Here is a 26,170-nt window from a genome sequence, read left to right on the forward strand (position 1 = left end):
TAATCCCATTTCCGGGGGCGTGGAACGGGCATACCCCGCGGGGGTAGGGTGCGAGAGTGATCCGTAACGGACAGCAGGGGACGGCGGCCGCGTGGTGCGGGCGCCTTCTGCTGCTCTCCGCCCTGCTGCTGGGCATCGTCACGATGCACACGCTGGGGCATCCGACGGGGCACGCGGGTACGGGCACGGGCACGGGCCACAACAAGGCCGGTACGCATGCGGCGGCCGGTACGCACGCGGCGGCCGGCGCGCATGTGGTGGCCGGTGCGCATGCGGTGGCCGGTGCGCACCCGCAGACGCATTCCGCCCCTGCCGCCCCTCCAGGCGCCTCCCCCGTCGCGGACGACCCGCTGACCGCCCCCGGCATGGACCCCATGTCCGTCTGCCTGGCCGTCCTCGGCGCCGCCCTCCTGGCGCTCGTCCTGCTGCTGGTCACCGCCGCCCTGCGCCGGCCCGCCGCGGCCGTGGCCGCGGTCCGGGCGCGGCTGCTGCGGGCCCTGTGGCCGATCCCGCCGCCTCCACGGCACAAGTCCCTCGCGCGGCTGTCGGTGCTGCGGGTGTAGGAGCGCGCTTCCACGCGTCCCTACCCCTTCTTCACCGATCCCTCAGAGGTGCACCCACCCATGCGTACGCACACCCGTACCCCCTCCCGCCGCGCCGTGCTCGGCGCCGGCCTCGCCGCCGCCGGGAGCGGCCTGCTCGCCGCCTGCTCCGACGGCGCGGGCTCCTCCTCCCCCTCCACCGAGCCCGCCGCCTTCGTCACGCCGGACGGCGCGGAGGTCGCCGCGGCCGAGGCGAAGCGCGGCAGCGGCCCCGTCCGCGACGTCCGGCTCACCGCCACCCGGGCGCAGATCGACCTGGGCGGCCGTACGGTCGGCACCTGGGCCTACGGCGACCGGCTGCCCGGCAAGGAGGTCCGGGTCACCGCGGGCGACACCCTCGCCCTCACCCTCGCCAACCACCTGCCCGAGGCCACGTCCATGCACTGGCACGGGCTCGCGCTCCGCAACGACATGGACGGCGTGCCGGGCGTCACGCAGCAGCCGGTCAGGGCAGGGGCGTCGTTCACGTACCGCTTCGCGGTCGCGCACCCCGGCACGTACTGGTTCCACCCCCACTCGGGCGTCCAGCAGGACCGCGGGCTGTACGCGCCGCTGATCGTGGAGGACCCCAAGGAGCCGCTGCAGTACGACAAGGAGTGGGTCGTCGTCCTCGACGACTGGGTCGACGGGGTGGACGGCAGCACGCCGGACGCGGTCCTGGCGGAACTGTCGAAGGGCATGGGCGGCATGGACCACGGCGGCGGAGGCATGGACCACGGCGGCATGGACCACGGCGGCATGCACCACATGTCGATGCCGGCCGCCAAGGCGGAGAAGTCCCCCTCCCGCATGCTGATGGGCGCCACCAGCCCCCTCCTCGGCGGGGACGCGGGCGACGTCGCCTACCCGTACTACCTGGTCAACGGGCGCGCGCCGGCCGACCCCGAGACCTTCGCGGCCGCGCCGGGCGACCGGATCCGCATCCGCTTCGTCAACGCGGGCGGCGACACCGCCTTCCGCGTGGCCCTCGGCGGCCACAAGATGACGGTCACGCACACGGACGGCTTCCCCGTCGAGCACGCGGAGACGGACGCGCTGCTGCTGGGCATGGGCGAGCGCTACGACGTGCTGGTCGAGGCGAAGGACGGCGTCTTCCCGCTGACCGCGCTGGCCGAGGGCAAGAAGGAGGCCGCGCTGGCGCTGCTGCGGACGGGCGGCGGCGCGGCCCCCGACGCGTCGGCGCGCCCGCGTGAGCTGGACGGGAAGCTCCTCACCGCCGACCGGCTCAAGGCCGGCGAGGCCGTGCGGCTGCGCGACCGCGCGCCCGACCGGACGGTCACGCTCCGGCTGACCGGTTCGATGGCGAAGTACGACTGGGCCATCAACGGGGAGAAGTACGCGCCCTCGCGGCGGCTCCCCGTGGCGGCGGGCGAGCGCGTGCGGCTCTCCTTCGTCAACGCGACCACGATGTGGCACCCCATGCACCTGCACGGCCACACCTTCGCCCTGCCGGGCGGGGGCCCGCGCAAGGACACGGCGATCGTGCTGCCCGGCAAGCGGCTGGACGTGGACTTCGACGCCGACAACCCGGGCCTGTGGATGCTCCACTGCCACAACGTCTACCACTCCGAGTCGGGAATGATGACGCTGCTCGGCTACCGGAAGTAAGCGCGGACGGGGGCCTGGACGGGGGCCTGGACGGGCGGGCGGACCGCGCCCCGCCCGGCCCGGCCCCCGGCGTGGGAGCCCCGAGATCGCGTCAGCCGGACAAGTACGGTGGGCGGCGTGCCTCAACTTCGCCTCGCTCTGAACCAGATCGACTCCTGCGTCGGGGACCTCGCCGGGAACGCCGAGTCGATCGTCCACTGGACCCGGCACTCCGCCGGGCAGGGCGCCCACCTGGTGGCGTTCCCCGAGATGGCGCTGACCGGCTACCCCGTCGAGGACCTGGCCCTGCGCGGCTCCTTCGTGGAGGCCTCGCGCGCCGCGCTGCACGCGCTCGCCGCACGCCTCGCCGACGAGGGCCTCGGCGAACTGCCGGTGGTCGTCGGGTACCTGGACCGCAGCGAGGAGGCGCGGCCGCGCCTGGGCCGCCCCGCGGGCGCCCCGCGCAACGCCGCGGCCGTGCTGCACCGCGGCGCGGTCGCCCTGGCCTTCGCCAAGCACCACCTGCCGAACTACGGCGTCTTCGACGAGTTCCGGTACTTCGTGCCCGGCGACACCATGCCGGTGATCCGGGTGCACGGCGTGGACGTGGCCCTCGCCATCTGCGAGGACCTGTGGCAGGAGGGCGGCCGGGTGCCCGCCGCGCGCGCCGCGGGCGCCGGGCTGCTGCTGTCGGTCAACGCCTCCCCGTACGAGCGGGAGAAGGACGACACCCGCCTGGAACTGGTGCGCAAGCGCGCCCAGGAGGCCGGCTGCACGACCGCCTACCTGGCCATGACCGGGGGCCAGGACGAGCTGGTCTTCGACGGCGACACGATCGTCGTCGACCGCCACGGCGAGGTCGTCGCGCGCGCCCCCCAGTTCGAGGAGGGCTGCATGCTCCTCGACCTCGACCTGCCGGCCGCCGCCGCCGGGCCGCCGACCGGGACCGCCGGCGACGGCCTGCGCATCGACCACGTCACCCTCTCCGCGGACCCGCTCCCGCCCTACGAGCCGGAGACGCCGGGCGGCGCGGCGCCGCACCTCGGCGACGACGCCGAGGTCTACCAGGCCCTGGTCACCGGCCTGCGCGCGTACGTCACCAAGAACGGCTTCCGCAGCGTCCTGATCGGCCTGTCCGGCGGCATCGACTCCGCGCTCGTCGCGGCCCTCGCCTGCGACGCCGTCGGGCCGGAGAACGTGTACGGCGTCGCCATGCCGTCGCGCTACTCCTCCGAGCACTCCCTCTCCGACGCCGAGGAGCTCGCCCGCCGCACCGGGCTGAACTTCCGCACCGTCCCGATCGCGCCGATGTTCGACGCCTACATGGGCGCGCTGGGCCTGACCGGCCTCGCCGAGGAGAACCTGCAGTCGCGGCTGCGCGGCACGCTGCTGATGGCCATCAGCAACCAGGAGGGCCACATCGTCCTCGCCCCCGGCAACAAGTCCGAGCTGGCGTGCGGCTACTCCACGCTCTACGGCGACTCGGTCGGCGCGTACGGGCCGATCAAGGACGTCTACAAGACCTGGATCTTCCGCCTGGCGAAATGGCGCAACGCCGACGCCGCGTCCCGCGGCGAGACCCCGCCCGTCCCGGAGAACTCCATCACCAAGCCCCCCAGCGCCGAACTCCGCCCCGGCCAGGTGGACACGGACTCCCTGCCGGACTACGACGTCCTCGACCGCATCCTGGAACTCTACGTCGACCGCGACCGCGGCCACGCGGAAATCGTCGCCGAGGGCTTCGACGCGGAGCTGGTCACGCGTGTCCTGCGGATGGTGGACACGGCGGAGTACAAGCGGCGGCAGTACCCGCCGGGCACGAAGATCTCGGCGAAGGGGTTCGGGAAGGACCGGCGGTTGCCTATTACGAATCGGTGGCGGGAGACGGGGTGACGGCGAGCGGCCGGACAACCGCCCCCGGAAGAGCCGGTGGGACCGCAGGCTTGCGGTCCCACCGGCTCTTTACCGTCTCACCACATTGGCGAAAATCGGGCGGCGAAGATCGTACCGAGTGGTAGGTTGCGGATCTGACTTTTCCGAATCCGGGGGGATTCCACATGTTTTCTCGTGCACGCACATTTCTGATCGGCGGCGTCGGCGCCGCGGCCGTCGTCCTGGGGGCTGCCGCGCCCGGCGTCGCGGCGGGTACGCCCGGGCCCGGCGACGACACCCTGCCCCACGCGATCGAGACCCTCGACTACCCGGGCGCCGCGAAGATCTACAAGGAGCGGGGCATCAAGCTCGGGCGCGGCGACGGGCACCTCATCCTGGGCGATTGCAAGACCGTCAGCGACATCGTCGTCTTCACGGACAAGCAGGACGGCCCCGACCAGGGCAAGCACTGCTTCAAGGTGACGGGCAGCGGCAAGACCGCCCGCCTCACCCTGCGCATCGAGGGCGTTACCGCGGTCTCGGCCGGCCGGTACGACATCAAGGCGGTAGTCAACGACTTCCCGGGCCTGTACGAAGTGCCCTCGGGCCTGACCAAGCACTTCGACAAGCCCCTTGCCCTGGAATGGCTCAAGGTCTGACGCACGGCTCCGCCCGCCCCCTCTTCCCATCGCTCTTCACCAGGGCCCGCGGCATGGCGGGCCCCACGGAGGAACACCATCATGACCGCCATACGTCCGCGCGCCGCGTGGATGACCGGGCTTCTCGCGTCCGCCGTCGCGGCAAGCCTGCTGACCAGCGCCCCCGCTCACGCGATCGCCGGCGACGAGACCGCCGACGGCGCCTACGCCTTCACGGCGAAGCTCGACATCGATGGACGGCGCTACTGCTCCGCCGCCCTCGTCGAGCAGGAGTGGCTGATCAGCGCCGCCAGCTGCTTCACAGACGACCTGGCCAAGGACCGCTACGTCCCCGAGGGCGCTCCCCGGCTGAAGACGACCGCCACCATCGGCCGCACGGACATCACGGGCAAGGGCGGCAGCGTGGTGGACGTCGTCGAGCTCGTCCCGCACAAGGACCGCGACCTGGTGATGGCGCGGCTGGCGCGGCCGGTCACGGACGTCAAGCCGGTCCGCTTCAGCCCCGACCGGCTGATGGCGGGAGAGACCGTCCGGGTGACCGGCTACGGCCGGACCAAGGACGAGTGGGTTCCCGACCGCCTGCACGACGCCGAGTTCAAGATTGACTCGCTCGCGAACGGCACCATGAGCCTCTCCCCCAAGTCGTCCGGCACCGCCGTGTGCGCGGGTGACACGGGCGGGCCGGCCTTCAAGGACGTCGGCGGCTTCTACGAGCTGGTCGGCATCCACAGCACCTCCGGCCAGGCCGGGTGCTTCGGTTCGGAGGAGTCCGAGACGCGCCGCACGGCCACCGAGGTCCGTGTCGACGACATCAAGGGATGGGTCCGCGCCGTCACCGCCCGCACGGTCCTGTCCCGGCACAACTGGAAGGACGCCGTCCACACGGCCTCGGGCAACTTCACCAGGGACTACCGCAGGGGCAACGGCCCCCGCAAGGACCTGTTCGTCGTGTGGGCCGACGGCTCGGCCAGCGTCTTCCAGGGCGCCGACCCGGCAGACGACAGCCACCCCTTCTCGGCGGAGTACTCGGTCGCCCCCAAGGGCAGCTACTGGAAGAACGCCGAAGCCGTCACCGGCACCCGTGTCACCGACGCCACCTCCAGCGGCACCAGCAGCGACGGGCTCACCGTCCGCTGGAACACCGGCAAGCTCTCGACCTTCACCCACCTCGACGAGTACGGCCTCTTCGAGGAGAAGACCCTTGTCTACCGCGACAGCTGGAAGAACGCCCGCTCGATCGCGGCCGGCCGCCACAGCTCCAACGGCCTGCGAGACGATCTGGCCGTCCTCTGGGCCGACGGTTCCTGGTCCACGTACACCGACACCGGCGTCAACGGCGTCTCGAAGGAGACCCAGATGACCGGGGCGACGGAGGCCATGATCGACGCTCAGCTCGCCTCCGGCCCGTTCACCGGCAAGGACACGGACGACCTGATCGTCCGCTGGAAGAACGGCATGACGGACCTCCTGCCCGGTTTCCGGGCGAACGGCGACTTCGAGGGGGACGACGTCAGTCTCCGCACCGACGGCTCGGCCTGGAAGTACGCCCAGATCCTGACGGCCGGCTCCTTCGGGGGCGGCGGCGGGGAGGACCTCCTCATCCGCTGGGCCGACGGCAACCTCAGCTACTACGCCGACGTGGACGCCTCCGGCACCCACAAGGAGATCCAGCTCGTCGGCTGACGACGCTCTCCCTCGCTCGCGCGTTAGCATTGCTTGACGATTCAAGCAATGCTAACGGAGTGAGTCCGCAGTGAAGGTCGAGATCTACAGCGACATCGCCTGCCCCTGGTGCCACGTCGGCAAGAGCCGCTTCGAGCGGGCCCTGGCCGCGTTCCCCGGTGCCGGCGGTGTCGAGGTCGTCTACCGGCCCTTCCAGCTCGACCCGCACGCCCCGGAGGAGCCGCTGCCCCACCGCGAGGTGCTGGCCGCCAAGTACGGGCCGCAGTCCGTCGCCATGGACGACCACATCACGCGGCTGGGGGCGGACGAGGGGCTCGCCTTCGACTTCGACACCGTCGTGGAGAACAACTCCCTCCTCGCCCACCGGCTCCTGCGCTTCGTCCTGGAGGAGTACGGGCCGGACGTCCAGGCCCGGCTCAAGGGGCGGCTGCTGGAGGCCCACTTCGGCGAGGGGATCGACATCGGCGACCGCGAGCACCTGGCGGACGCCGCCGTCGCCGTGGGCCTGGACCGCGGCCCCGTCGCCGTCTTCCTCGGCGGCGACGACCTGCGCGACGAGGTCCTCGGCGAGATCGAGGAGGCGCGGCAGCGGGGCGTCACCGCGGTGCCGACGTTCGTGTTCGAGGGGCAGTGGGCCGTCCAGGGCGGGCAGGACCCGGCCACCTTCCTGAAGATCCTCCAGCAGGTCGCGGAGGCGACGGGGGCCGAGGCAGGAGCCACCGAGGCCGAGGCCGGAGCGGGCGAGGCCTGCTCGGACGGCGCCTGCGCGGTCTAGCCCGGGCGCCGGGCGCCGCGCACCTCCAGGCCGTCCAGGAGCCGCCGCGTGGCCGCCGCGACGGCGGTCACCGCTTCCTCGAACACGGCCTCGTTGTGCGCGGCGGGGTGGTGGAACCCCGACACCTTCCGTACGTACTGCAGGGCGGCGGCGCGGATGTCCTCGTCCTCGACGGAGGGCGTCATCGGCGGGCGCAGGGTCTTGATGCTGCGGCACATGAGTCCAGTGTGCCGCAGCGTGACAGTATCGCTGTCATGACTACTTCTGATGTTGCCCAGGACGCGAAGAAGGCCCCGGCGAAGGACCCTTGGGAGCTCCCCGACGTCTCCGGCCTCGTGGTCGGCGTGCTCGGCGGCACCGGTGACCAGGGCCGCGGCCTCGCCTACCGGCTGGCCAAGGCCGGTCAGCAGGTGATCATCGGTTCGCGGGCGGCCGAGCGGGCGCAGGCGGCCGCCGGCGAGCTGGGCCTCGGCATCGAGGGCGCCGGCAACGCCGAGTGCGCCCGCCGCAGCGACATCGTGATCGTCGCCGTGCCGTGGGACGGCCACGCCAAGACCCTCGAAGGGCTCCGCGAGGAGCTCGCCGGCAAGATCGTCGTCGACTGCGTCAACCCGCTGGGCTTCGACAAGAAGGGCGCCTACGCCCTCAAGCCGGAGGAGGGCAGCGCCGCCGAGCAGGCCGCCGCGCTGCTGCCGGACTCGCGCGTCACCGCCGCCTTCCACCACCTCTCCGCGGTGCTGCTGCAGGACCCGGAGATCGAGGCGATCGACACCGACGTGATGGTCCTCGGCGAGGCGCGCGCCGACACCGACGTCGTGCAGGCCCTGGCGGGCCGCATCCCCGGCATGCGCGGCGTCTTCGCCGGCCGGCTGCGCAACGCCCACCAGGTGGAGTCGCTCGTCGCCAACCTGATCTCGGTGAACCGCCGCTACAAGGCCCACGCCGGGCTGCGCGTCACCGACGTCTGACCGGCGGCGGGTGGGGGGACGCCGCGCCGCCGCGCCGCCTGAGCGACAATGGCCGGGATCGTGACCGTATGCGCCCCCGGACAGGAGCCGTCCCCCATGCCCCGCCTCGCCCTCTACGCCCTCGCCGTCTGCGTCCTCTCGGTCGCGGCGGCCGCCGTCTCCTTCGCGCAGGGCAGCTGGCTCGGCATCGTCTGGATCCTGATGCTCGGCGTCTCGTCCAACATCGCCTGGTACTACGTGCGCAAGGCGAAGAACGACAAGGCCGCCGCCGAGGGCGGGGACGCGTAGGACCGGCCCCCCGCCCTTCGCCCGCCCCCGGGCGTCAGGCGTCGGGCGCCGGCACCCACCCCTGTGACGACCCCGGCGGCTGCTGGTAGACGGGCCTGCCCCCGGCTCCGCTGGTGCGGAAGGGCCTGCCCTGATCGTCGAGCCGGAGCACGCCGCGCCGGTCCCCGCTGGACCACTGCAGCTCCAGGTACCACTTCACGTCGTGCTGCGCGGCGGCCGCCTTGACGTAGAAGACCTCGGGGTCGCGTTCGCTGACCTTGTACGGGAAGTCGCGCTGGCCGTCCTTCGGGGTGACGGCGGGCCGGGCGGCGTCGAGGTCGACGCCGAAGGACTTCGTCGACACGTCGCCGCCGCAGCCGACGCCCATGATGTAGCTGTTCCAGGGCAGCGGCGCCTTCGTGCCCTGGACGCGCACGTGCAGCCCTTCGAGGACGACGGTGTCCTTGCCGACGCCCTGCAGGGTGATCTCGATGTACTGCCCGCCGGCCGCGACGCCGCCCAGTGTGGACACCCAGCCGGGCGCGTCCTGCTCCGTCGGGGGCGGCGTGACGTCGCCCGGGGGCCGGTCGACCAGATAGCGCTGGGTGCAGGGGTCCTCGAAGGCGTACGGGCGGACGTGGGCGGTCAGGGGGACGCCCTTCTCCGCGGTGCCGTCGTGCGGCTTGCCTCCGGGGGCCGCGGGGGCGGAGCCGCCCTGCGACGGGGACGCCGCGGGGGCGCCGCTCTCCTTCTCCCCGTCGCCGCCCTCGCCCCCTTCCTTCTTCTCGTTCTTCTCGTTTCCGGACGCCGACGCGGACGGGCTGCCGCCGGGGCCCGCGCTCGGCCCGCCGGAGCTCCCCGGCTTCCCGTGCGCCCCGGCCACCGCCGGGGAGGCCGCTCCCGCGGGGCGCTCGGCGGCGGCCCCGGGCCCGTCGTCGCCTCCGAGGCCGACGGCGAGCGCGGTGGAGCCCAGCACGGTGGCCGCGGCGACGGCCGACAGCGCGGCGAGGACGGCCTTCCGGGACGGGCGCCACCGCTGTGGCACCACGCTCTTGCCCGACGCGGCCACCGATGGCGCCACCGACGCCGACGAGACGGAACCGGCGGGAGCGGCTGCCGGAGGCCGCTCGTCAGCCCGCTCCGGGGCGGCCCCGGGTATCGGCTCCGCGGCAACCGCAGCCGCGGCCGGAACCGCTGCCTCCGAATCCGGGGCCGACTCCGGTTCCGGGGCCGCCGCGGCCGCCGCCTCCGGCACGGCGGCCGCCGCCTGTGTCTTACGTCCGCGCGTCGCATCCGCGACGATCCACCGCCGGTGAACCTCCATCAGTTCTTCCGGCGTGGCCTTGCACAGCCGGGCCAGCCGCTCCACCGGAGCGAACTCCGTCGGCACGGCGGACCCGCTGCAATACCGGTGCAGCGTCGACGTACTGACGTGCAGCCGCTTGGCCAGCACCCCGTAGCTCAGGCCCGACCGCTCCTTCAGCGACCGCAGCATCTCCGCGAGATCGCCCGCCTCCACGTCACTTCCCCCATCCCAGGTACCCGTTCCAGGGAATCGACATTCCCCCAGGTCAGAGCCTATGCGAGCGTTCCCGCGTCCCTGATCGGCCGGGAACCCTGGCGTCCGGGACGAGGTACCGCACAAGCTTTCGCCATCCAAGCACGCCGCTCCCGCAATCCGGTTGAGCGGCACCCCGCCGCCCGTCCGCGAAGAAAGAGACCAGCCATGCGCGCCTCCGTCCACCGAACCCACCTCCGCCCCCGCCCGTTCGCCACCGCGGGCCTGGCGGCCGCCGCGCTCGCCATGCTCTCGCTGGCGGCGTGCAGCGGAAGCGGGGAGGGCGAGGGCGTCCGCAAGGAGGGCGCCGCCTCCGCGCAGCCTTCCGGGCCGGGCACGGCCTCCGGCGCGGCCTCCCTGCCCCCGGAGTCCGCGAAGTCCCCGCAGGCGGGGGCCGCGGCCCAGAGCAAGCCGGGTGCGCCGAAGGGCGGGTCGGCCGGCGCCGCGCCGCACGGCGCGCAGCGGACCGGCACGACGACGCACGACCCGTACGCGCCGGAGAACCGCGTGCCCTGCACCGCCGCCAACACCAAGGTCGTCGCCGCACCGCTCCCCCGCCCCCTCAACCACATGCTGCTCACCGTCACCAACACGGGCTCCAAGATGTGCGACCTGAAGGGATACCCCGCCGTGAAGTTCGAGGGCGCCCAGTCCGTCCCGCCGATCATGGAGAACACCAAGCCCCAGGCGGTCACTTCCCTGCCGCCGGGCGGCAAGGGCTACGCGGCAGTGATCCTCTCCGCGGGCGACGGCAGCGGCGGCGAGGGCCGCACGGCGAACAGCCTCGAAGTCGGCTTCGAGGGCAGCGACAGGATGGCCAGGGCCGCCCTCCCGGCCGGCGGCGTGCACATCGACGACTCGCTGCGCGTCACGTACTGGGTGTCGACGATGGAGGACGCGCTCTCCTGACCCCGCCCTCCCCCGCACTCCCGAGCCCCAGGCCGCCTCCCGGCCCGGGGCTCTTCCCTTCGGTCTGCCGCCCGCTCTTCGGCACGCCGCCATCCGTGACGCCACCACTCCCCCGTTGCGCCACCCTCTCTTGCGTATGGCGCCATGACGGTGCCATGATGACGTCACAGCGCGGAACACCGCGCGGGTTTCGAGAGGCACCCCCTGCAACCGGAGGACTTCCATGGAACGCGAACTGCCCGCCGCCGAGCCCCTGGCCGCGCTGCCGACCGCCCGCACCGAGGGCTGCCCCTTCGACCCGCCCGCCGAGCTGGCCGGACTGCGCGAACAGCAGCCGCTGGTACGGATGCGCTACCCGGACGGCCACCTGGGGTGGCTCGCCACCGGCCACGCCACGGTCCGCGCGATCATGGCCGACCCGCGCTTCAGCTCGCGGTACGAGCTCATGCACTTCCCCCTCGCGCTGCCCGGCCTGCCCGAGGGCGGCAGCCTGCCCCCGGCGCCCGTGGGGGACATGACGGGGATGGACGCCCCCGAGCACACCCGCTACCGGAGGCTGCTCGCGGGCAAGTTCACCGTCCGCCGGATGCGGGCCCTCACCGAACGCGTCGAGCAGATCACCGCCGAGCACCTGGACGCCATGGAGCGCCGGGGCCCGTCCGCCGATCTGGTGGAGGCCTTCGCCCAGCCGATCCCCGCGCTGATGATCTGTGAGCTGCTCGGCGTCCCCTACGCCGACCGCGAGCTCTTCCACCGGCACACGCTGACGCTGACCGACATGCGCTCCTCGGACGAGGCGCGTTACGCCGCCGTCACCGGGATACACGAGTACCTGCACACGCTCGTGCCGGCCAAGCGCGCCGAGCCCACCGACGACGTGCTCAGCGAACTGACCACGAGCGACCTCACCGACGAGGAGCTCGCGGGCCTCGGCGGCTTCCTGCTCGGCGCCGGCCTCGACACCACCGCCAACATGATCGCCCACGGGGCCTTCGCCCTCCTGCAGAACCCGGACCAGCTCGCCGCGCTGCGCAGCGACCCGGACCTCGCCGATCAGGCGGTCGAGGAGCTGATGCGCTACCTGACCATCGCCCACACCGGCATCAAGGCGGCCCTGGAGGACGTCGAGCTGGACGGCCACGTGATCAAGGCCGGCGAGACCGTCACCGTCTCCTTCGAGGCCGCCAACCGCGACCCCCTCCGGTTCCCCGGCCCCGACGTCCTCGACCTGCACCGCAAGGCCACCGGGCACCTGGGCTTCGGCCACGGCATCCACCAGTGCCTGGGGCAGCAGCTGGCCCGCGTCGAGATGCGGGTCGCCCTGCCGGCGCTCTTCGGCCGGTTCCCGACGCTGCGCCTGGCCGTCCCGGCCGGGGAGGTGCCGCTGCGCACCCACTCGAACATCTACGGGGTGCACAGCCTCCCGGTCACCTGGGACGCGGCGTGAGCGCGGCATGAGACCGGTCCCGGGCCACACGGGGGGCCCGGGACCTTCCCGCGCCGCGGATCAGTCGATCAGTCGATCGGCCGGCGGCCGGTGGCTGGTGGCCAGTGGCCGGCGGCTCAGAGGACGATGCCCGACAGCGGCGGGATGTCCGGGGTGCCCTGCCAGAAACGGAACAGCTCCTGGCCCCAGTACGTGTCCCACACCGTCACGTCGAGGAACCGCAGCACCGCGTCGATCATGTCGAAGAACGCGTGGTTGACCTCGGGGATCCACAGGAAGCCGAAGACGGCCAGTATCCCGAACGGCGCGAACGGCTCCACCTGGCGCCGCACCTTGTACGACAGCCACGGCTCGATCACGCCGTAGCCGTCCAGGCCGGGCACGGGCAGGAAGTTGAGGATCGCGGCGGTCACCTGGAGCTGCGCCATGAAGCCGAGCGCGTAGCGGAAGTGGTCCGGGACGCCGTCCATCGCGCCGAGCCAGAACGGGGCGGTGACCACCACGGCGAACGCGGCGTTCGTCAGCGGGCCCGCGGCCGAGATCATGCTGTGCTTCCAGCGGCCGCGGATGCGGTGCCGCTCGATGAAGACCGCGCCGCCGGGCAGGCCGATCCCGCCCATGATCACGAAGATGACGGGCAGCACGATGCTCAGCAGCGCGTGCGTGTACTTCAGCGGGTCGAGCGTCAGATAGCCCTTGGCGCCCACCGTGAGGTCGCCGCCGTGCAGGGCGGTGCGCGCGTGCGCGTACTCGTGCAGGCACAGCGAGACGACCCAGCCGGAGACGACGAAGAGGAAGACGGCGAAGCCGGGGCTCGCCGAGAAGTCCGTCCACACCGCCCATATGGAGACGCCCATGATGGCGACGAGGGCGAGGAAAACGGGACTCACGCGCCGTTCGCCGCGGGTCGCTGTAGGCATGGCTTCTGCTCCTGTGAAGTGGGCGGTCCCGCCCGGCCGCCCGGGCGGGGCGGCTGCGGCGGACGTACCGGGTGACGGTACTTCCTCCACCCCTCCGGGCCGTAACCCGGCCGGTACGGGCCCGGGAGAGAATGGGGCCGTGCGTTACGGCATCCTCGGCACCACCCAGGCCCACTCCGGCGACGGCCGGCCCGCCGCCCTCGGCGGCGCCCGGCTGCGCGCCCTGCTCGCCGCGCTCGCGCTCCACCCGGGGCGCGTCCGCACCGCCGAGGCGCTGATCGACGAGGTCTGGGGCGACGAGCCGCCCGCCGACGCGGCGGGCGCCCTGCAGGCCCTCGTGGGCCGGCTCCGGCGGGCCGTCGGGCACGACGCCGTCGCCTCGGCGGCCGGCGGCTACCGGCTCCGCGCCGCGCCCGAGGACGTGGACCTGCACCGCTTCCAGCAGCTCGCCGAGGACGGCGCGCGGGCCCTCGCCGACGGCGACCCCGCCCGGGCCGCGGACCTGCTCGGCACCGGCCTCGCCCTGTGGCGCGGGCCCGTCCTCGCCGACCTCCCGGGCCGGGCGGCCCTCGCCGTCCGCTACGAGGCCCGCCGCCTGGACGCCCGCCGCACGCAGCTGGCCGCCGCGGTCGCCCTCGGCCGGGCGGAGCAGATCCTTCCGGAGCTCACCGCGCTGTGCGAGGAGCATCCGCTGGACGAGCCCCTGCACGCCGTGCGGCTGCGGGCCCTGCGGGCGGCGGGGCGCCCGGCGGAGGCGCTCGCCGCGTACGCGGACATCGCCGACGACCTCTCCGCCCGCCTGGGCACGGACCCGGGCCCGGAGCTCCGCACCCTCCACGCCGAGCTGCTGAACCCGGAACAGGGAGCGGCGTACGGCGCCCGGCACGACGCCGCACCGCGCCCGGGCACGCCCTGCGCGCCGGGCGCTTCCACGCCTGATGGCGCCATGACACCGAACGGCGGGGCCGCTCCGGGCAGCGCCGCGGAGCCGCCCGACCGGCCGTACCCGCCCGCGGCGCCGGCGCCCGGCGGCACCAGGCCCTCCCCCGGCGCGCCCGCGCCGCACGGCAGCCCCCTGCCCCCGCCCGGCAACCTCCGCGCCCGGCTCACCTCCTTCGTCGGGCGGGAGGACGACATCGCGGCCATCGGGAGCGATCTGCGGGCGCACCGGCTGGTGACGCTGCTCGGGCCCGGGGGCGCGGGGAAGACGCGGCTGTCGCTGGAGGCCGCCGAGGCCGTCGCCGGGGACGGGGACGGGGACGGGTGGCGCGACGGCGTGTGGTTCGCCGAGCTCGCGCCCGTCGACGACCCGGCCACCGTGCCCGAGGCGGTGCTGAGCGCGCTCGGCGGCCGCGAGACCGTGGTGCGGACGACCGCCGACGGGCTGCGGGCCGCCGGTGACGCCTCCGCGACGGACCCGCTGGCGCGCCTCGCCGAGCACTGCGCGCCGCGCCGCATGCTGCTCGTCCTCGACAACTGCGAGCACGTCGTCGACGCCGCGGCCCGGCTCGCCGAGACGCTCCTCGCCCACTGCCCGGGCGTCACGGTGCTCGCCACCAGCCGCGAGCCGCTGGGCGTGCCCGGCGAGGCGGTGCGGCCCGTGGAGCCGCTGCCCGACACGGTCGCCCTGCGGCTGCTCGCCGACCGCGGCGCCGCGGCCCGCCCGGGCTTCCGCGTCGAGGACGACCCGGAGGCGTGTGCCGAGATCTGCCGGCGCCTGGACGGGCTGCCGCTGGCGATCGAGCTCGCCGCGGCCCGGCTGCGGCTGCTCGGCCCGCGCACCCTTGCCGACCGCCTGGACGACCGCTTCCGGCTGCTGACCTCCGGCAGCCGCACCGTCCTGCCGCGCCAGCAGACGCTGCGCGCCGTCGTCGACTGGTCGTGGGACCTGCTCGACGGGCCCGAGCGCGCCGTGCTGCGCCGCCTGTCGGTCTTCTCCGGCGGCTGCGACCTGGCGGCCGCGGAGGAGGTGTGTTCCGACGGGCCGGGCGCGGGCACGGATGCGGGCACGGATACGGATACGGGCACGGCCGCGAGCACGGGCGCCGCGCACCCCGGCGCCGTCGGGGCCCGGGACGTCGCCGCCCTCCTCGGCTCGCTCGTCGACAAGTCGCTGGTGGTCGCCGAGCCCACGGCCGGCGGCGAGATGCGCTACCGGCTGCTGGAGACCGTCGGGGAGTACGCCGCCGAGCGGCTGGACGAGGCCGGCGAGCGGGCAGGCGCCGAGCACCGCCACCTGGTGGCCTACCGCGAGCTGGCCCGCACCGCGGACCCGCTGCTGCGCGGCCCGGCCCAGGGCGTCTGGCTGGAGCGGCTGGAGCTGGAGCACGACAACCTGCGCACCGCCCTGCGGCGCGCCGTCGCGGCGCAGGACGAGCAGGAGGCGCTGTGCCTGGCGCTGTCCATGGGCTGGTTCTGGCAGCTCAGGGACCAGCGCGCGGAGGCCGCGCACTGGGCGGAGGCCGTGGGCGCGATGGGCCCCGACCCGTTCGCCGAGCCGGTCGCCCCGGTCGTGCCGCTGTACGTGACGTGCACCGAGCAGCCGCCGCCGATGGCGCCCGACGTGCTGGCGGAGGCGCGGCGCGGGGTGCATCTGGCGCGGCTGGTCAGCATCACGGACATGGCCGTGATCCACGCGCCGGAGACGCAGCGCAGGCTGCGCCGCATCTCCGCGGCCTACGCCGACGTGCCGCCGCAGGCCTGCCGGGTGCCGGGCTTCATCGTCTTCTTCGCCGTCCTCATGACCGGCGATTTCGAGAGGCTCTACAGGACCCTGGACGCGATGGTCGCGCGCTGCCGCGAGCTGGGCTACGAGTGGGAGCTCGGCCACTCGCTGCAGCTGCGCTCGAAGATATTCAACGACCAGCCCGGCGGGCTGGACCAGGCCACCGCGGACGCGGAGGAGAGCGTACGGATCTTCCGGCGGCTCGGGGACTCCTGGGGCGTGGCGGAGGGCCTGACGGGCCTGGGCGAGGTGCACGAGCGGCGCGGGCAGTTCGGCCTGGCGGCCGAGGACTACCGGGAGGCCGTCGAGCAGGTGCGCGAGCTCGGCTCGACCGGGCAGCTGCCGGCGCTGCGCGCCCGGCTCGCCGGGGCGCTGGTGGAAGCGGGCACGGTCGGCGACGAGGAGGGCGAGCAGATGCTCCGCGACGCCATCGCCGAGGCGGAGCAGGGCAATACGGACGCCGCGGTCTTCGGCAGGCTGCAGCTCGGCGTGCGGGTGGCCCGCACCGGGCGGACAGCCGAGGCCCGGGAGATCTTCGAGGCGCTGGTGTCGGACTTCGGCATCCGCTCGGTGGTGATGTTCGAGAGCCTGATGTGCGGTCAGATGGCCTGGCTGGACACGCTGGAGGGCCGCCCGGCGGACGCCCTGCCGAGGCTGCGCGAGGCCCTGTCGATGGCCGGCGACCCGCTGTCGGCGCTCGCGGTGCCGCAGCTGCCGATGACGCAGCTGCTGTTCGCCGCCTTCGCCTACGCCGGGCTGGCCGGCGGGGAGCGCGCGGAGCCCGCGGCCCGCGGGGAGCACGCGCTGCGCGCCGCACGGCTGATCGGCGCCGGTGACGCCCTGCGCCCGGTCGACTTCCCGGTGGCGTCGGTGGAGCGCGAGGTGCGCGAGCACACGGAGGCCGCGGTGCGGAAGCTGCTCGGCGACGACGCGTACGAGCGCGCGTACGCCGAGGGCGGCGGCCTCACCCTGGAGGAGGCCGCCGCCCTCGTATGACGCGGACACGGGACCGGCTCAGGTCTTCTTGCGGAACTTCGAGACGGCCAGCGGCGCGGTCACGAGGGTGATGGCGACGGCCCAGGCCAGCGTCATCCACACCGAGTGGGCGACGGGCCCGCCGCGCATCAGGTGCCGTGCGGCGTCGGCGAGGTTGGACAGCGGGTTGTACTCGGTGAAGCCCTCCAGCCAGCCGGGCATCTTCGCGGTCGGCGCGAAGATCGAGCTGCCGAACTGCAGCGGCATCAGGACGAGCATCGCGATGCCCTGGACGGCCTGGGGGGTCTTCAGGGACAGGCCCAGCAGGATGAAGACCCACATCAGCGAGGCGCCGAACACCACGGACAGGGCGACCGCGGCCAGCAGGTGCAGCGGGGTCGTGGTGATGGACAGGCCCAGGGCGAAGCCCATGCCCAGCAGGATGGCGGTGGCGATGAGCATCCGGCCGATCTCGACCACGATCTTCGCGATGAGGACGGAGGACCGGGCTATCGGCATGGTGCGGAAGCGGTCCATCACCCCCTTCTTGAAGTCGTCGTTGACGCCGGTGCCGACGGCCATGGCGATGTTCATGCCCTGCATGGCCATCAGGCCGGGCACGAGGTAGTTGAGGTACTCCTGCTCGTGGCCCTTGCCGGCCATCGAGCCGCCGAAGACGTAGGTGAAGAGCAGGATGAAGATGATCGGCATGATCACGGCGTCGAACATCGACTCCGGGTCCGCCTTGATCTGCAGCATGTTGCGGCGCGCGAGGGCGCCGATGTGCCGCAGGTTGGCCCGCAGGCCGATGCGCCCCTCGTGGGCGGGCGCCGTCGCGGGCGCGGTGAGTGCGGCCGCGCTCATGCGGCGACCTCCTGGAGTGCGTCGGTGTCGGCGGCGTCCTGCTGCGGGGCGGACGCCTTCTGGCCGGTGACGGCGAGGAAGACCTCGTCGAGGCTCGGCAGGTGGGTGGAGATGCCGGAGATCGCGAAGCCGCGCGAGCCCAGCAGGGCGACCACGGCGGTCAGCTGCTCGTCGCTGACGATGGGGACGTTGACGACGCCCTCGGCCTCGTCGGCGGTGGCGCCGGCGATCCCGTCGAGCCGGGCCTGGGCCAGCGCGCCGACCATGCGGGGCAGCTCGGCGCGGTCCGCCGGGCGGATCTGCAGGGTGCGGCCGCCGACCTTCGCCTTCAGCTCGTCCACCCGGCCGCCCGCGATGACCCGGCCGCGGTCGATGACGGTGAGCTCGTGGGCGAGCTGCTCGGCCTCCTCCATGTACTGCGTGGTGAGGAGGACGGTGGCGCCCTCGGCGACCATCCGCTGGACCTCTTCCCACACCTCGTTGCGGGTGCGGGGATCCAGGCCCGTGGTGGGCTCGTCCAGGTACAGCACGGACGGCTGTCCGATCATGGAGGCGGCGAGGTCGAGTCGGCGGCGCATGCCGCCGGAGTACTGCCCGGCGGGGCGCTTGGCGGCCTCGGTGAGGGAGAAGCGCTCCAGCATCTCCTCGCCGCGGCGGCGGGCGTCCTTGCGGGAGAGGTCCAGCAGCCGGCCGATCATGTACAGGTTCTCGAAGCCGGACAGCTTCTCGTCCACCGAGGCGTACTGGCCGGTCAGGCCGATCACCCGGCGCAACCGGCGCGGCTGGGCCACCACGTCGTACCCCGCGACACGGGCGGTGCCTCCGTCCGGCCGGAGCAGCGTGGACAGGCAGCGCACGAGCGTGGTCTTGCCGGCGCCGTTGGGCCCGAGCACGCCGAGGACGGTGCCCTCGCGTACGTCGAGATCGACGCCGTTGAGCGCCTTGGTCTCCCCGAAGTGCTTGACGAGGCCGCGGACCTCGACGGCGTTCCCGCCGCTGCCCGCCCCCCGTGAGGTGTCGTTTCGCGTCATGCCCACCACGGTGCCAGCCGCCACTGACAGCGCACCGACAGGCCGCCGACAGCGGCTTGTCGGTGGCCTGTCAGCTCTTGCGGGGTGGGCCGCCCGGCGGCCCGCCTCCTAGTGGAAGGCGTGCTCCTCGGCCGGGTACGCGCCGTCCACCACGTCCTCCGCGAAGGCGCGCGCCGCCCCGCCGAGGACCTCGCGCAGCTGCGCGTACTGCTTGACGAAGCGCGGCACGCGGCCGGACGTCATGCCGGCCATGTCCGTCCATACGAGCACCTGCGCGTCGCACTGCGAGCCCGCGCCGATGCCGACGGTCGGGATGTGCAGGGTGCGGGTGACCTCGGCGGCCAGCTCGGCGGGGACGAGCTCCAGGACGACGGAGAAGGCGCCCGCGTCCTGCACGGCCTTGGCGTCGCGCAGCAGCTGCTGCGCGGCCTCCTCGCCGCGCCCCTGCACGGGGTAGCCGCCGAAGGCGTTGACGGACTGGGGGGTGAGGCCGATGTGGGCCATCACCGGGATGCCGGCGTCGACCAGCAGCTTGATCGCCTCGGCGGACCGCTCGCCGCCCTCCAGCTTGACCGCGTTCGCGCCGGTCTCCTTGATCAGCCGCGTGGCGCTGCGCAGCGCCTGGACCGGGCCCTCCTGGTAGGAGCCGAAGGGCAGGTCGGCGACGATCAGGGCGCGCTTGGTGCCGCGGACGACGGCGGCGGAGAGGACGGCTATCTCGTCCATGGTGACGGGCACGGTGGACTCGTAGCCGAGGTGACAGTTGCCCATCGAGTCGCCGACGAGCAGGACGGGGATGCCGGCCTCGTCGAAGACGGAGGCGGTCATCGCGTCGTACGCGGTGAGCATGGGCCACTTCTCGCCGCGCGCCTTGGCGGCGGCGATGTCGCGGACGGTGATGCGCCGGGATCCCTTGCCCCCGTACAGCGCCTTGGGGTCGCGGCTGCTGTCGGGGGTGTTCGAGGCATGCGTCGTCGTCATGGCTGGTGTGCTCCTGTTTTGATGTCGTCTCGAGGCGCCCAGACGGCGTCCCCGGATCCCCTCCATGCTGACACGCGTGCTCCGGGCGGGGAAGGGACCCCCGCGCACACCCGTTCGTAGGGCCGGGGTAAAGGTTTTCCAATACGAGACGGGTTCGTATCGGAAAGGATCTAGGCTGGCGGGCATGACACCCGCTCCCTCCGGCGCCCCGGGCGCCGCGCCGCCCCGGAAGGTCCCGGAGGCGGTGCACCGCAGGCGCTGGGCGATCCTGGCCGTCCTGCTGTTCAGCCTGCTCATCGTCGTCCTGGACAACTCGATCCTGAACGTGGCGATGAAGACGATCGCCACCCCCGCGCCCATCGGCCTGGGCGCCACCCAGAGCCAGCTGGAATGGGCCGTCAACTCCTACACCCTGGTCTTCGCCGGGATCCTGTTCACCGCCGGCCTGCTGGGCGACCGCCTCGGCCGCAAGAAGGTCCTGCTCGCCGGCATGGTCGTCTTCGGCGCCGGCTCCGTGCTCTCCGCCTTCTCCGGCTCGCCCACCGAGCTCATCGCCTTCCGCGCGCTCATGGGCTTCGGCGGCGCGTTCGTGATGCCCGCGACGCTCGCGATCATCATGAACGTCTTCGAGCGCGAGGAGCAGCCCAAGGCCATCGGCATCTGGGCGGGCGCCGTGGGCCTCGCCGTGGCCATAGGGCCGATCACCGGCGGCATCCTCCTGGAGCACTTCTGGTGGGGCTCGGTCTTCCTGGTCAACGTCCCCATCGTGATCACCGCCCTGACCGCGATGTCCGTGCTCGTCCCCGACTCCAGGGACCCGCGGCCGGGCCGCCTGGACCCGGTCGGCGCGGGGCTCTCGGTCGTGGGCCTGGTCCTGCTGGTCTACGGCATCATCAAGGGCGGCCAGCTGGCGGACTTCACCGACCCCGAGGTCTTCGGCACGGCCGGCGCCGGCCTGCTGGTCCTGGTCCTCTTCGTCCTGCACGAGCGGCGCTCGGACCACCCCTCGCTCGACGTGCGCTGGTTCCGCAACCCGGCCTTCGCCGCCGCCGTCTCCGCCATCGCGCTGGTCTTCTTCGCGCTGATGGGCGTGACGTTCATGACCGTCTTCTACACCCAGAGCGTGCGCGGCTTCTCCCCGCTGCAGAGCGGGCTGCTGATGCTGCCGCTCGCGGCCGCCCACATGTTCTTCGCCGTGCGCGTCCGCCGCGTCGTCGAGAAGTTCGGCGTGCGCGTCGTGTGCACCGGCGGCATGGTGATGGTCTCCGCGACGATGGCCGGTTTCCTGCTGCTGGACCAGGACACCCCGGTCTGGGTGCTGGAGGTGCTGCTGTTCTTCCAGGGCGCCTCGATGGCGCACATCATGCCGCCCGCCACCGTCTCGATCATGCAGTCGCTGCCGCGCGAGCGGGCCGGCTCGGGCTCCGCCGTGAACAACACCTTCCGGCAGGTCGGCGCCTCGCTCGGCATCGCCGTGCTCGGCTCCGTGCTGTCCACCACCTACCGCGACGGCATCTCCGGCCGGATCGCCGCCCTCCCCGGCCTGACGGAGGAGGCGCGGCACGCGGCGGGAGAGTCCGTCGAGGCCACCCTGAGCGTCGCCGCGACGCTCGGCCCGGAGGGCAGGGCGCTCATCGGCCCCGCGCACGAGGCCTTCGTCCACGCCATGCACGTCACCCTCATCGGCGCCAGTGCCACCGCCCTGGCCGGCGCGGCCGTCGTCGCCCTCTTCCTGCCCAGGCGCGGGGCGGTCCGCACGGCGCCCGGCGCCGCGCGCCCGGACGGCCAGAAGGAACAAGCGGGAGCGGGCGCATGACCCACCCCCGGACGGCCGACGCCCCCGAGCGGCGCGGCCGCCCCCGCAACGCCGCCCTCGACACCGCCGTCGTCGAGACCGTCCTGCGCCTGCTCGAGGAGGGCGTGACGCTCGGCGAGCTGTCGATGGAGCGCATCGCGCGCGAGGCCGGCGTCGGCAAGGCCACGGTCTACCGCCGCTGGCCCGGCAAGGAGGCGCTGATGCTCGACGTCATGCGCTCCCTGGAGCACGCCGCCCCCGAGCTCGCCGGGGAGTCCGTGCGGGACGACCTGGTGACGCTGCTGGAGACGCTGCGCCGGCGCGGGCTGGCCAAGCGCTCCTCGGCCGTCCTGCGCACGGTCCTCGCCCAGATCAAGGCCCACCCCGGGCTCTGGCAGGAGTACCACGACAAGGTCGTCACGGCCCGCCGCGAGGCGGTCCACGCCGTCCTGCGGCGCGGCATGGCCACCGGTGAGGTCCGCTCCGACCTGGACGTCGAGCTGATGGGCGACCTCATCGTCAGCCCCATGCTGTCGCGGGCCATGTTCCACGAGCGGGCGGAGCTGCCGGAGGACCTCCCCGGGAAGATCGTCGACGCGGTCCTGGAGGGCGTGCGCCCCCGCTGACGGCCGGGCGCGCCCGCCGTACGGGACGCGGCGGGTGCCGTACGGGACGCGGGCGGGCGCCGTACGGCCCCGGACTCCGGCGAATATGCCCGTTGTGTCACAGCACGCCCCGGCCGGCCCCCCGGCCGGAACCCCGGTCCGCCGTGGTGTCGTCCTTCCCACCGACGCCCCCTCCAGGGGCGTCACGTCGGAAGCGGAAGCGGCGCATGCCGCACTCGCCGGGTGATCACCTATCGTCTGGTGGGCGGGGCCGCAGCGGATGAAGAGTTGAGGACGACGGATGGCGCAGGCGTACATGCAGGAGACGGGCCGAGACGGAGCCGGTCCGGAGGGGACCGGATCCGGGGCCCGGCGCCTCATGGACCGGTGGCGGGACCGCGACGTCTGGCGGCGCGGCCTCGTCCTCGCCGCCCTCGCGGTCCTGCTCGGCCTGCTGATGCTCCTGCACACCCAGCTACCCAACCGGGTCGGCAACCTCGGCAGCCTGACCGAGACCTTCCTGCCCTGGCTCGGCCTGGGCATCCCCGTGCTGTTCGTCCTGGCGATCGTGCGCCGCTCGGCGACCGCGCTGATCGCGCTGCTGCTCCCCGTCGTCACCTGGGTGAACCTCTTCGGCGGCCTGCTCAGCGACAAGACCGCCAAGGGCGGCAACTTCACGGTGGCCACCCACAACGTCAACGCCGAGAACCCCGACCCCGCCGCCACGGCCCGGGCCGTGGCCGCCTCCGGGGCCGACGTGGTGGCCCTGGAGGAGCTCACCAACGCCTCGCGCTACGAGAAGGCGCTGGCGGGCACGTACAAGCACCACTCCGTGCAGGGCACGGTCGGCATATGGAGCAAGTACCCCCTGGAGCTGGTCCAGCCCGTCGACATCCGGCTCGGCTGGGTGCGCGCCCTGCGCGCCACCGTCCGCACTCCCCAGGGCCCCGTCGCCGTCTACGTCGCCCACATGCCGTCGGTGCGCGTCAAGTTCAACGCGGGCTTCACCGCCGGGCAGCGCGACCGCAGCGCCGAGGCGCTCGGCCGGGCCATCGCGCAGGAGCCCGAGAAGCGCGTCATCCTCCTCGGCGACCTCAACGGCACCATGAACGACCGCTCCCTGGCCCCCATCACCTCCCAGCTGCGCTCCGCCCAGGGCGCCGCGGGCGACGGCTTCGGCTTCAGCTGGCCGGCGAGCTTCCCGATGGCCCGTATCGACCAGATCATGGTGCGCGGCATGGACCCGGTCTCGGCGTGGACGCTGCCGGCGACGAAGAGCGACCACCTGCCGGTGGCGGCGCGGGTCAGGATCTGACCCACTGCGCCGGCGCGGCCAGGAAGCGGCTATCTCAGGAGCCACTTCCTGGTCAGCCGCATCACTTCCGCGTGGCTGCGCCCGCCGTGGTCGGCGGCCATGAAGCGGGTGCCGATCCGCGAGGAGAAGGTGAGCAGGCTGCGGACCTCGGCCTCGTCCTCGTCGGCGCAGATCGGGCCGAACAGCGAGCGCAGGTAGTCCATGCGCCGGTTGTCGACGCGCCGCAGCCGCTCCGCGACGGCCTCGTCGCGCCGTGCCCACTCGCGGATCGCGAGCTCGGCCTCCACGCTCGTCACCGTCCGGTCGGCGGCGGCCGACACGATCGTGAACAGCCGCTCCAGCTTGGCCCGGGCGTCTCCCCCGCCGCTCTCGGCCCGCTCCACCACCTCCTCGGTGACCTCGCGCTCCCACGTGTCGAGCATCTCCGCGAGCAGCGCGTCCCGGTTGCGGAAGTAGCCGTAGAAGCCGCCCTTGCTGACGCCGAGCGCCTGCGCCAGCGACTCGATCCGGACGGCCTCCGGACCGCCGGCGCAGAGCGCGCGCAGCCCCTCCTCGATCCACTTCCCGCGGGGCGTGCGGATGGCGCCCATGGCTGTGTCTCCCCTCACGCGACGCCCGTCTATACGGAGCCGTACAACGGGCCTAACCTCGATCTATACGGCATCGTATAGATGGGGACCGATCATGAGGCTGCCGGACACCGCACACACCTCCCGCCCCTGGCGGATCCACGAGATCGCCGCCGACTTCCGCCTGGAAGACGTCTGGGCACTCCCGACACCGGGCGGCCCGGACGACCTCGCCCACCTGGTGAAGCAGTTCGCGACCGGCGCAGGGGCCTACCCCGACTCCCCCGTGGGGCGCGCGCTCGTCGCGATCCGCCGGAAGCTCGGAGCACTGCTCGGCTGGGACGAGCCCGGCACCGGCGTGGGCGACCGGGAGCCGGGCCTGCGGGACCGGCTCCCCGCAGACCTCCGCGAAGGCCCCCGGGGACCCGACTTCAGCGCGTTCACCTCCGTCTACCAGACGCACGACGAGTGGGCGGCCGAGATGGCCAACCGAACCGTACGAGGAGTGCTGCACCTCGGCTGGGTCGCGGACGGGGCCGGGGGCCACCACGCGCAGATGGCCGTCCTGGTGAAGCCGAACGGTCTCCTCGGCACCCTCTACATGGCAGGCATCAAGATCTTCCGCTACGTGGGGGTGTACCCGGCGCTGCTCCGGCAGATAGGACGCGAGTGGGAGGCGACCGCCGCCGGAAGGAGCACCGCCTGACCCGGCGCGGCCATCCCGTAGGCTGGACGGCTTGCCCCCGCACGCCCGTCCGAAAGGCCCCCTCCTCATGCCCCTGGCTCTGCTGGCGCTCGCCGTCTCCGCCTTCGGCATAGGGACGACCGAGTTCGTGATGATGGGCCTGCTGCCCAACGTCGCCGACGACCTGGGGACCTCCGTCCCCACCGCCGGCTACCTGGTCTCCGCCTACGCCCTCGGCGTCGTCGTCGGCGCCCCCCTGCTCACCGCCCTCGGCTCGCGCATCCCCCGCAAGCGGATGCTGATCCTGCTCATGGCGGTCTTCACGGCCGGGAACCTGGCCTCCGCGATCGCCCCCTCCTTCGGGACGCTCGTCGCGGGCCGGGTCCTGGCCGGGCTGCCGCACGGCGCGTTCTTCGGCGTGGGCTCCGTGGTCGCCGCCCGCCTCGCGGGCGAGGGACGGCAGGCCCGGGCCGTCGCCATGATGTTCCTCGGCCTGACGGTCGCCAACATCATCGGCGTCCCCGCGGCCACCCTCCTGGGCCAGCACCTGGGGTGGCGCGCGACGTTCCTCGTCGTGGCCGCGATCGGCCTCGCGGCGATGGCCGCGCTCGCCCGGCTGATCCCCGAACTGCCGCGCGAGCAGGGCGCCGGCCTGGGCGGGGAACTGCGGGCCCTGGGCGGCCGCCAGGTGCTGCTGGGCCTGCTGACCACGGTCTTCGGCTTCGCGGGCGTCTTCGCCGTCTACAGCTACCTGTCCGCGATGGCCGTGGAGGTCACCGGCTTCTCCGAAACCTCGGTCACCTTCGTGCTGGCGCTCTTCGGCATCGGCATGACCCTGGGCGTCCTGGCGGCCGGCCCCCTCACCGACCGCGCCCTGCGCCCCACCCTCTACGGAGCCCTGGCCGGCCTCGCGGCGGTCCTCGTCGTCTTCGACTTCACGGTGCACGTGAAGTGGGCGGCGCTGGTGACCGTCGTCCTCCTCGGCGCCGCCGGCTCCATGACCAGCACCCCCCTCCAGATGCTCATCATGAACAAGGCCAAGGCCGCCCCCACGCTCGCCGCCGCCTCCAACCACTCGGCGTTCAACCTCGCCAACGCGGGCGGCGCATGGCTCGGCGGCGTGGCCATCGCGGCCGGCTGGGGCTGGACGTCCCCCACCCTGGTCGGCGCGGCCCTGGCCGCGGCGGGCCTGCTGTGCGCGGTGGTCTCCGGCGCCCTGGACCGCGACGGGGCGGAACCGTCACGGGTGATCGCGAGCGGCGACGCGGGCGACGCCACCGGCACCGCCGACACCACCGACGCCGCCGGCACGGACCGGGCCCCGGCTGCGGACCGGGTGGCGTAGAACGGCACGGCGGCATAGCCGGTACGGGCCGGG

At 73.5% G+C, this 26,170-nt stretch carries 23 protein-coding genes; 16 read left to right on the forward strand and 7 right to left on the reverse strand.

What is annotated here, in order from left to right:
• Window positions 1-56 precede the first annotated feature (56 nt).
• From NQU55_RS27345 to NQU55_RS27370, 6 genes are all read left to right on the forward strand, one after another.
• Complete coding sequence (locus NQU55_RS27345) at window positions 57-563, forward strand: hypothetical protein (protein WP_256791350.1); 507 nt, start codon at window positions 57-59, stop codon at window positions 561-563.
• 60 nt (window positions 564-623) lie between these two features.
• Window positions 624-2,210 carry a multicopper oxidase family protein gene (locus NQU55_RS27350; protein WP_168092973.1) on the forward strand — a complete coding sequence of 529 codons (1,587 nt, stop codon included), beginning with the start codon at window positions 624-626 and terminating at the stop codon, window positions 2,208-2,210.
• Window positions 2,211-2,327: 117 nt separating this feature from the next.
• A complete protein-coding gene (locus tag NQU55_RS27355) occupies window positions 2,328-4,082 on the forward strand; it encodes an NAD+ synthase (RefSeq protein ID WP_168092972.1) in 1,755 nt (584 codons plus the stop codon).
• A 164-nt stretch (window positions 4,083-4,246) separates the two neighbouring features.
• On the forward strand, window positions 4,247-4,720 hold the full coding sequence (locus tag NQU55_RS27360) for a hypothetical protein (RefSeq protein WP_168092971.1): 474 nt from the start codon (window positions 4,247-4,249) through the stop codon (window positions 4,718-4,720).
• A gap of 81 nt (window positions 4,721-4,801) precedes the next feature.
• A complete protein-coding gene (locus tag NQU55_RS27365) occupies window positions 4,802-6,403 on the forward strand; it encodes a S1 family peptidase (protein ID WP_168092970.1) in 1,602 nt (533 codons plus the stop codon).
• 70 nt (window positions 6,404-6,473) lie between these two features.
• Entirely contained in the window at window positions 6,474-7,178 is a 705-nt protein-coding gene (locus tag NQU55_RS27370) for a DsbA family oxidoreductase (protein WP_168092969.1), read from the forward strand.
• On the opposite strand, the gene NQU55_RS27375 is transcribed toward NQU55_RS27370, so the two are convergent.
• Complete coding sequence (locus NQU55_RS27375; protein ID WP_168092968.1) at window positions 7,175-7,396, reverse strand: DUF2277 domain-containing protein; 222 nt, start codon at window positions 7,394-7,396, stop codon at window positions 7,175-7,177. The two genes, NQU55_RS27370 and NQU55_RS27375, sit on opposite strands and share 4 nt — an antisense overlap.
• 36 nt (window positions 7,397-7,432) lie before the next feature.
• Here NQU55_RS27375 and npdG point away from each other — a divergent pair, with 36 nt between their 5' ends.
• Window positions 7,433-8,146 (forward strand): NADPH-dependent F420 reductase, encoded by a 714-nt coding sequence (gene npdG / locus NQU55_RS27380; protein WP_168092967.1) that lies wholly within the window; start codon window positions 7,433-7,435, stop codon window positions 8,144-8,146.
• Between the two features lie 96 nt (window positions 8,147-8,242).
• Window positions 8,243-8,434, forward strand: a complete 192-nt coding sequence (locus NQU55_RS27385; protein ID WP_168092966.1) for a hypothetical protein — start codon at window positions 8,243-8,245, stop codon at window positions 8,432-8,434.
• A 34-nt stretch (window positions 8,435-8,468) separates the two neighbouring features.
• On the opposite strand, the gene NQU55_RS27390 is transcribed toward NQU55_RS27385, so the two are convergent.
• The gene (locus tag NQU55_RS27390; RefSeq protein WP_256791352.1) at window positions 8,469-9,932 is read right to left on the reverse strand and encodes a helix-turn-helix domain-containing protein; all 1,464 of its coding nucleotides are present in this window, start codon (window positions 9,930-9,932) and stop codon (window positions 8,469-8,471) included.
• Between the two features lie 207 nt (window positions 9,933-10,139).
• On the opposite strand from NQU55_RS27390, the gene NQU55_RS27395 reads away from it, so the two are divergent.
• On the forward strand, window positions 10,140-10,880 hold the full coding sequence (locus tag NQU55_RS27395) for a DUF4232 domain-containing protein (protein WP_240976461.1): 741 nt from the start codon (window positions 10,140-10,142) through the stop codon (window positions 10,878-10,880).
• Between the two features lie 223 nt (window positions 10,881-11,103).
• Complete coding sequence (locus tag NQU55_RS27400) at window positions 11,104-12,327, forward strand: cytochrome P450 (protein ID WP_168093616.1); 1,224 nt, start codon at window positions 11,104-11,106, stop codon at window positions 12,325-12,327.
• 116 nt (window positions 12,328-12,443) lie between these two features.
• Here NQU55_RS27400 and NQU55_RS27405 read toward each other — a convergent pair whose 3' ends face one another.
• Window positions 12,444-13,247 carry a site-2 protease family protein gene (locus tag NQU55_RS27405; RefSeq protein WP_168093617.1) on the reverse strand — a complete coding sequence of 268 codons (804 nt, stop codon included), beginning with the start codon at window positions 13,245-13,247 and terminating at the stop codon, window positions 12,444-12,446.
• A 139-nt stretch (window positions 13,248-13,386) separates the two neighbouring features.
• On the opposite strand from NQU55_RS27405, the gene NQU55_RS27410 reads away from it, so the two are divergent.
• Window positions 13,387-16,968 (forward strand): AfsR/SARP family transcriptional regulator, encoded by a 3,582-nt coding sequence (locus NQU55_RS27410; protein ID WP_256791354.1) that lies wholly within the window; start codon window positions 13,387-13,389, stop codon window positions 16,966-16,968.
• Between the two features lie 18 nt (window positions 16,969-16,986).
• Here the strand turns inward: NQU55_RS27410 and NQU55_RS27415 are convergent, their stop codons facing one another.
• From NQU55_RS27415 to panB, 3 genes are all read right to left on the reverse strand, one after another.
• A complete protein-coding gene (locus NQU55_RS27415; RefSeq protein WP_168093619.1) occupies window positions 16,987-17,811 on the reverse strand; it encodes an ABC transporter permease in 825 nt (274 codons plus the stop codon).
• The gene (locus NQU55_RS27420; RefSeq protein WP_168093620.1) at window positions 17,808-18,842 is read right to left on the reverse strand and encodes an ATP-binding cassette domain-containing protein; all 1,035 of its coding nucleotides are present in this window, start codon (window positions 18,840-18,842) and stop codon (window positions 17,808-17,810) included. Before NQU55_RS27420 ends, NQU55_RS27415 begins: the two co-directional genes overlap by 4 nt.
• A gap of 108 nt (window positions 18,843-18,950) precedes the next feature.
• Complete coding sequence (panB, locus tag NQU55_RS27425) at window positions 18,951-19,823, reverse strand: 3-methyl-2-oxobutanoate hydroxymethyltransferase (RefSeq protein ID WP_168093621.1); 873 nt, start codon at window positions 19,821-19,823, stop codon at window positions 18,951-18,953.
• Window positions 19,824-20,007: 184 nt separating this feature from the next.
• Between panB and NQU55_RS27430 the strand changes: the two genes are divergently transcribed.
• The 3 genes from NQU55_RS27430 (at window position 20,008) to NQU55_RS27440 (ending at window position 23,538) form a co-directional block, all read left to right on the forward strand.
• Complete coding sequence (locus tag NQU55_RS27430) at window positions 20,008-21,639, forward strand: MFS transporter (protein ID WP_168093622.1); 1,632 nt, start codon at window positions 20,008-20,010, stop codon at window positions 21,637-21,639.
• Window positions 21,636-22,244: a TetR/AcrR family transcriptional regulator gene (locus NQU55_RS27435; RefSeq protein WP_168093623.1), complete on the forward strand. Its 609-nt coding sequence runs from the start codon at window positions 21,636-21,638 to the stop codon at window positions 22,242-22,244. Before NQU55_RS27430 ends, NQU55_RS27435 begins: the two co-directional genes overlap by 4 nt.
• A 358-nt stretch (window positions 22,245-22,602) precedes the next feature.
• Window positions 22,603-23,538 carry an endonuclease/exonuclease/phosphatase family protein gene (locus NQU55_RS27440; protein ID WP_372504824.1) on the forward strand — a complete coding sequence of 312 codons (936 nt, stop codon included), beginning with the start codon at window positions 22,603-22,605 and terminating at the stop codon, window positions 23,536-23,538.
• Between the two features lie 29 nt (window positions 23,539-23,567).
• Here the strand turns inward: NQU55_RS27440 and NQU55_RS27445 are convergent, their stop codons facing one another.
• The gene (locus tag NQU55_RS27445) at window positions 23,568-24,128 is read right to left on the reverse strand and encodes a TetR/AcrR family transcriptional regulator (RefSeq protein ID WP_256791356.1); all 561 of its coding nucleotides are present in this window, start codon (window positions 24,126-24,128) and stop codon (window positions 23,568-23,570) included.
• A 94-nt stretch (window positions 24,129-24,222) separates the two neighbouring features.
• On the opposite strand from NQU55_RS27445, the gene NQU55_RS27450 reads away from it, so the two are divergent.
• On the forward strand, window positions 24,223-24,813 hold the full coding sequence (locus NQU55_RS27450) for a DUF2867 domain-containing protein (protein WP_168093302.1): 591 nt from the start codon (window positions 24,223-24,225) through the stop codon (window positions 24,811-24,813).
• A 67-nt stretch (window positions 24,814-24,880) separates the two neighbouring features.
• Window positions 24,881-26,137, forward strand: coding sequence for an MFS transporter (locus NQU55_RS27455; protein ID WP_168093303.1), 1,257 nt, complete (start codon window positions 24,881-24,883; stop codon window positions 26,135-26,137).
• Window positions 26,138-26,170: the final 33 nt, after the last annotated feature.

It is taken from the genome of Streptomyces telluris (assembly GCF_024519335.1).
Taxonomy (GTDB): domain Bacteria; phylum Actinomycetota; class Actinomycetes; order Streptomycetales; family Streptomycetaceae; genus Streptomyces; species Streptomyces telluris.

What these genes read in the sequence shown, in the direction of transcription:
- NQU55_RS27350 (WP_168092973.1), top strand. Translation starts at nt 624, where the DNA reads ATGCGTACGCACACCCGTACCCCCTCCCGCCGCGCCGTGCTCGGCGCC.
- NQU55_RS27360 (WP_168092971.1), top strand. Translation starts at nt 4,247, where the DNA reads ATGTTTTCTCGTGCACGCACATTTCTGATCGGCGGCGTCGGCGCCGCG.
- NQU55_RS27365 (WP_168092970.1), top strand. Translation starts at nt 4,802, where the DNA reads ATGACCGCCATACGTCCGCGCGCCGCGTGGATGACCGGGCTTCTCGCG.
- NQU55_RS27375 (WP_168092968.1), bottom strand. Translation starts at nt 7,396, where the DNA reads ATGTGCCGCAGCATCAAGACCCTGCGCCCGCCGATGACGCCCTCCGTC.
- npdG (WP_168092967.1), top strand. Translation starts at nt 7,433, where the DNA reads ATGACTACTTCTGATGTTGCCCAGGACGCGAAGAAGGCCCCGGCGAAG.
- NQU55_RS27385 (WP_168092966.1), top strand. Translation starts at nt 8,243, where the DNA reads ATGCCCCGCCTCGCCCTCTACGCCCTCGCCGTCTGCGTCCTCTCGGTC.
- NQU55_RS27395 (WP_240976461.1), top strand. Translation starts at nt 10,140, where the DNA reads ATGCGCGCCTCCGTCCACCGAACCCACCTCCGCCCCCGCCCGTTCGCC.
- NQU55_RS27400 (WP_168093616.1), top strand. Translation starts at nt 11,104, where the DNA reads ATGGAACGCGAACTGCCCGCCGCCGAGCCCCTGGCCGCGCTGCCGACC.
- NQU55_RS27405 (WP_168093617.1), bottom strand. Translation starts at nt 13,247, where the DNA reads ATGCCTACAGCGACCCGCGGCGAACGGCGCGTGAGTCCCGTTTTCCTC.
- NQU55_RS27415 (WP_168093619.1), bottom strand. Translation starts at nt 17,811, where the DNA reads ATGAGCGCGGCCGCACTCACCGCGCCCGCGACGGCGCCCGCCCACGAG.
- NQU55_RS27420 (WP_168093620.1), bottom strand. Translation starts at nt 18,842, where the DNA reads ATGACGCGAAACGACACCTCACGGGGGGCGGGCAGCGGCGGGAACGCC.
- panB (WP_168093621.1), bottom strand. Translation starts at nt 19,823, where the DNA reads ATGACGACGACGCATGCCTCGAACACCCCCGACAGCAGCCGCGACCCC.
- NQU55_RS27430 (WP_168093622.1), top strand. Translation starts at nt 20,008, where the DNA reads ATGACACCCGCTCCCTCCGGCGCCCCGGGCGCCGCGCCGCCCCGGAAG.
- NQU55_RS27435 (WP_168093623.1), top strand. Translation starts at nt 21,636, where the DNA reads ATGACCCACCCCCGGACGGCCGACGCCCCCGAGCGGCGCGGCCGCCCC.
- NQU55_RS27440 (WP_372504824.1), top strand. Translation starts at nt 22,603, where the DNA reads ATGGACCGGTGGCGGGACCGCGACGTCTGGCGGCGCGGCCTCGTCCTC.
- NQU55_RS27445 (WP_256791356.1), bottom strand. Translation starts at nt 24,128, where the DNA reads ATGGGCGCCATCCGCACGCCCCGCGGGAAGTGGATCGAGGAGGGGCTG.
- NQU55_RS27450 (WP_168093302.1), top strand. Translation starts at nt 24,223, where the DNA reads ATGAGGCTGCCGGACACCGCACACACCTCCCGCCCCTGGCGGATCCAC.
- NQU55_RS27455 (WP_168093303.1), top strand. Translation starts at nt 24,881, where the DNA reads ATGCCCCTGGCTCTGCTGGCGCTCGCCGTCTCCGCCTTCGGCATAGGG.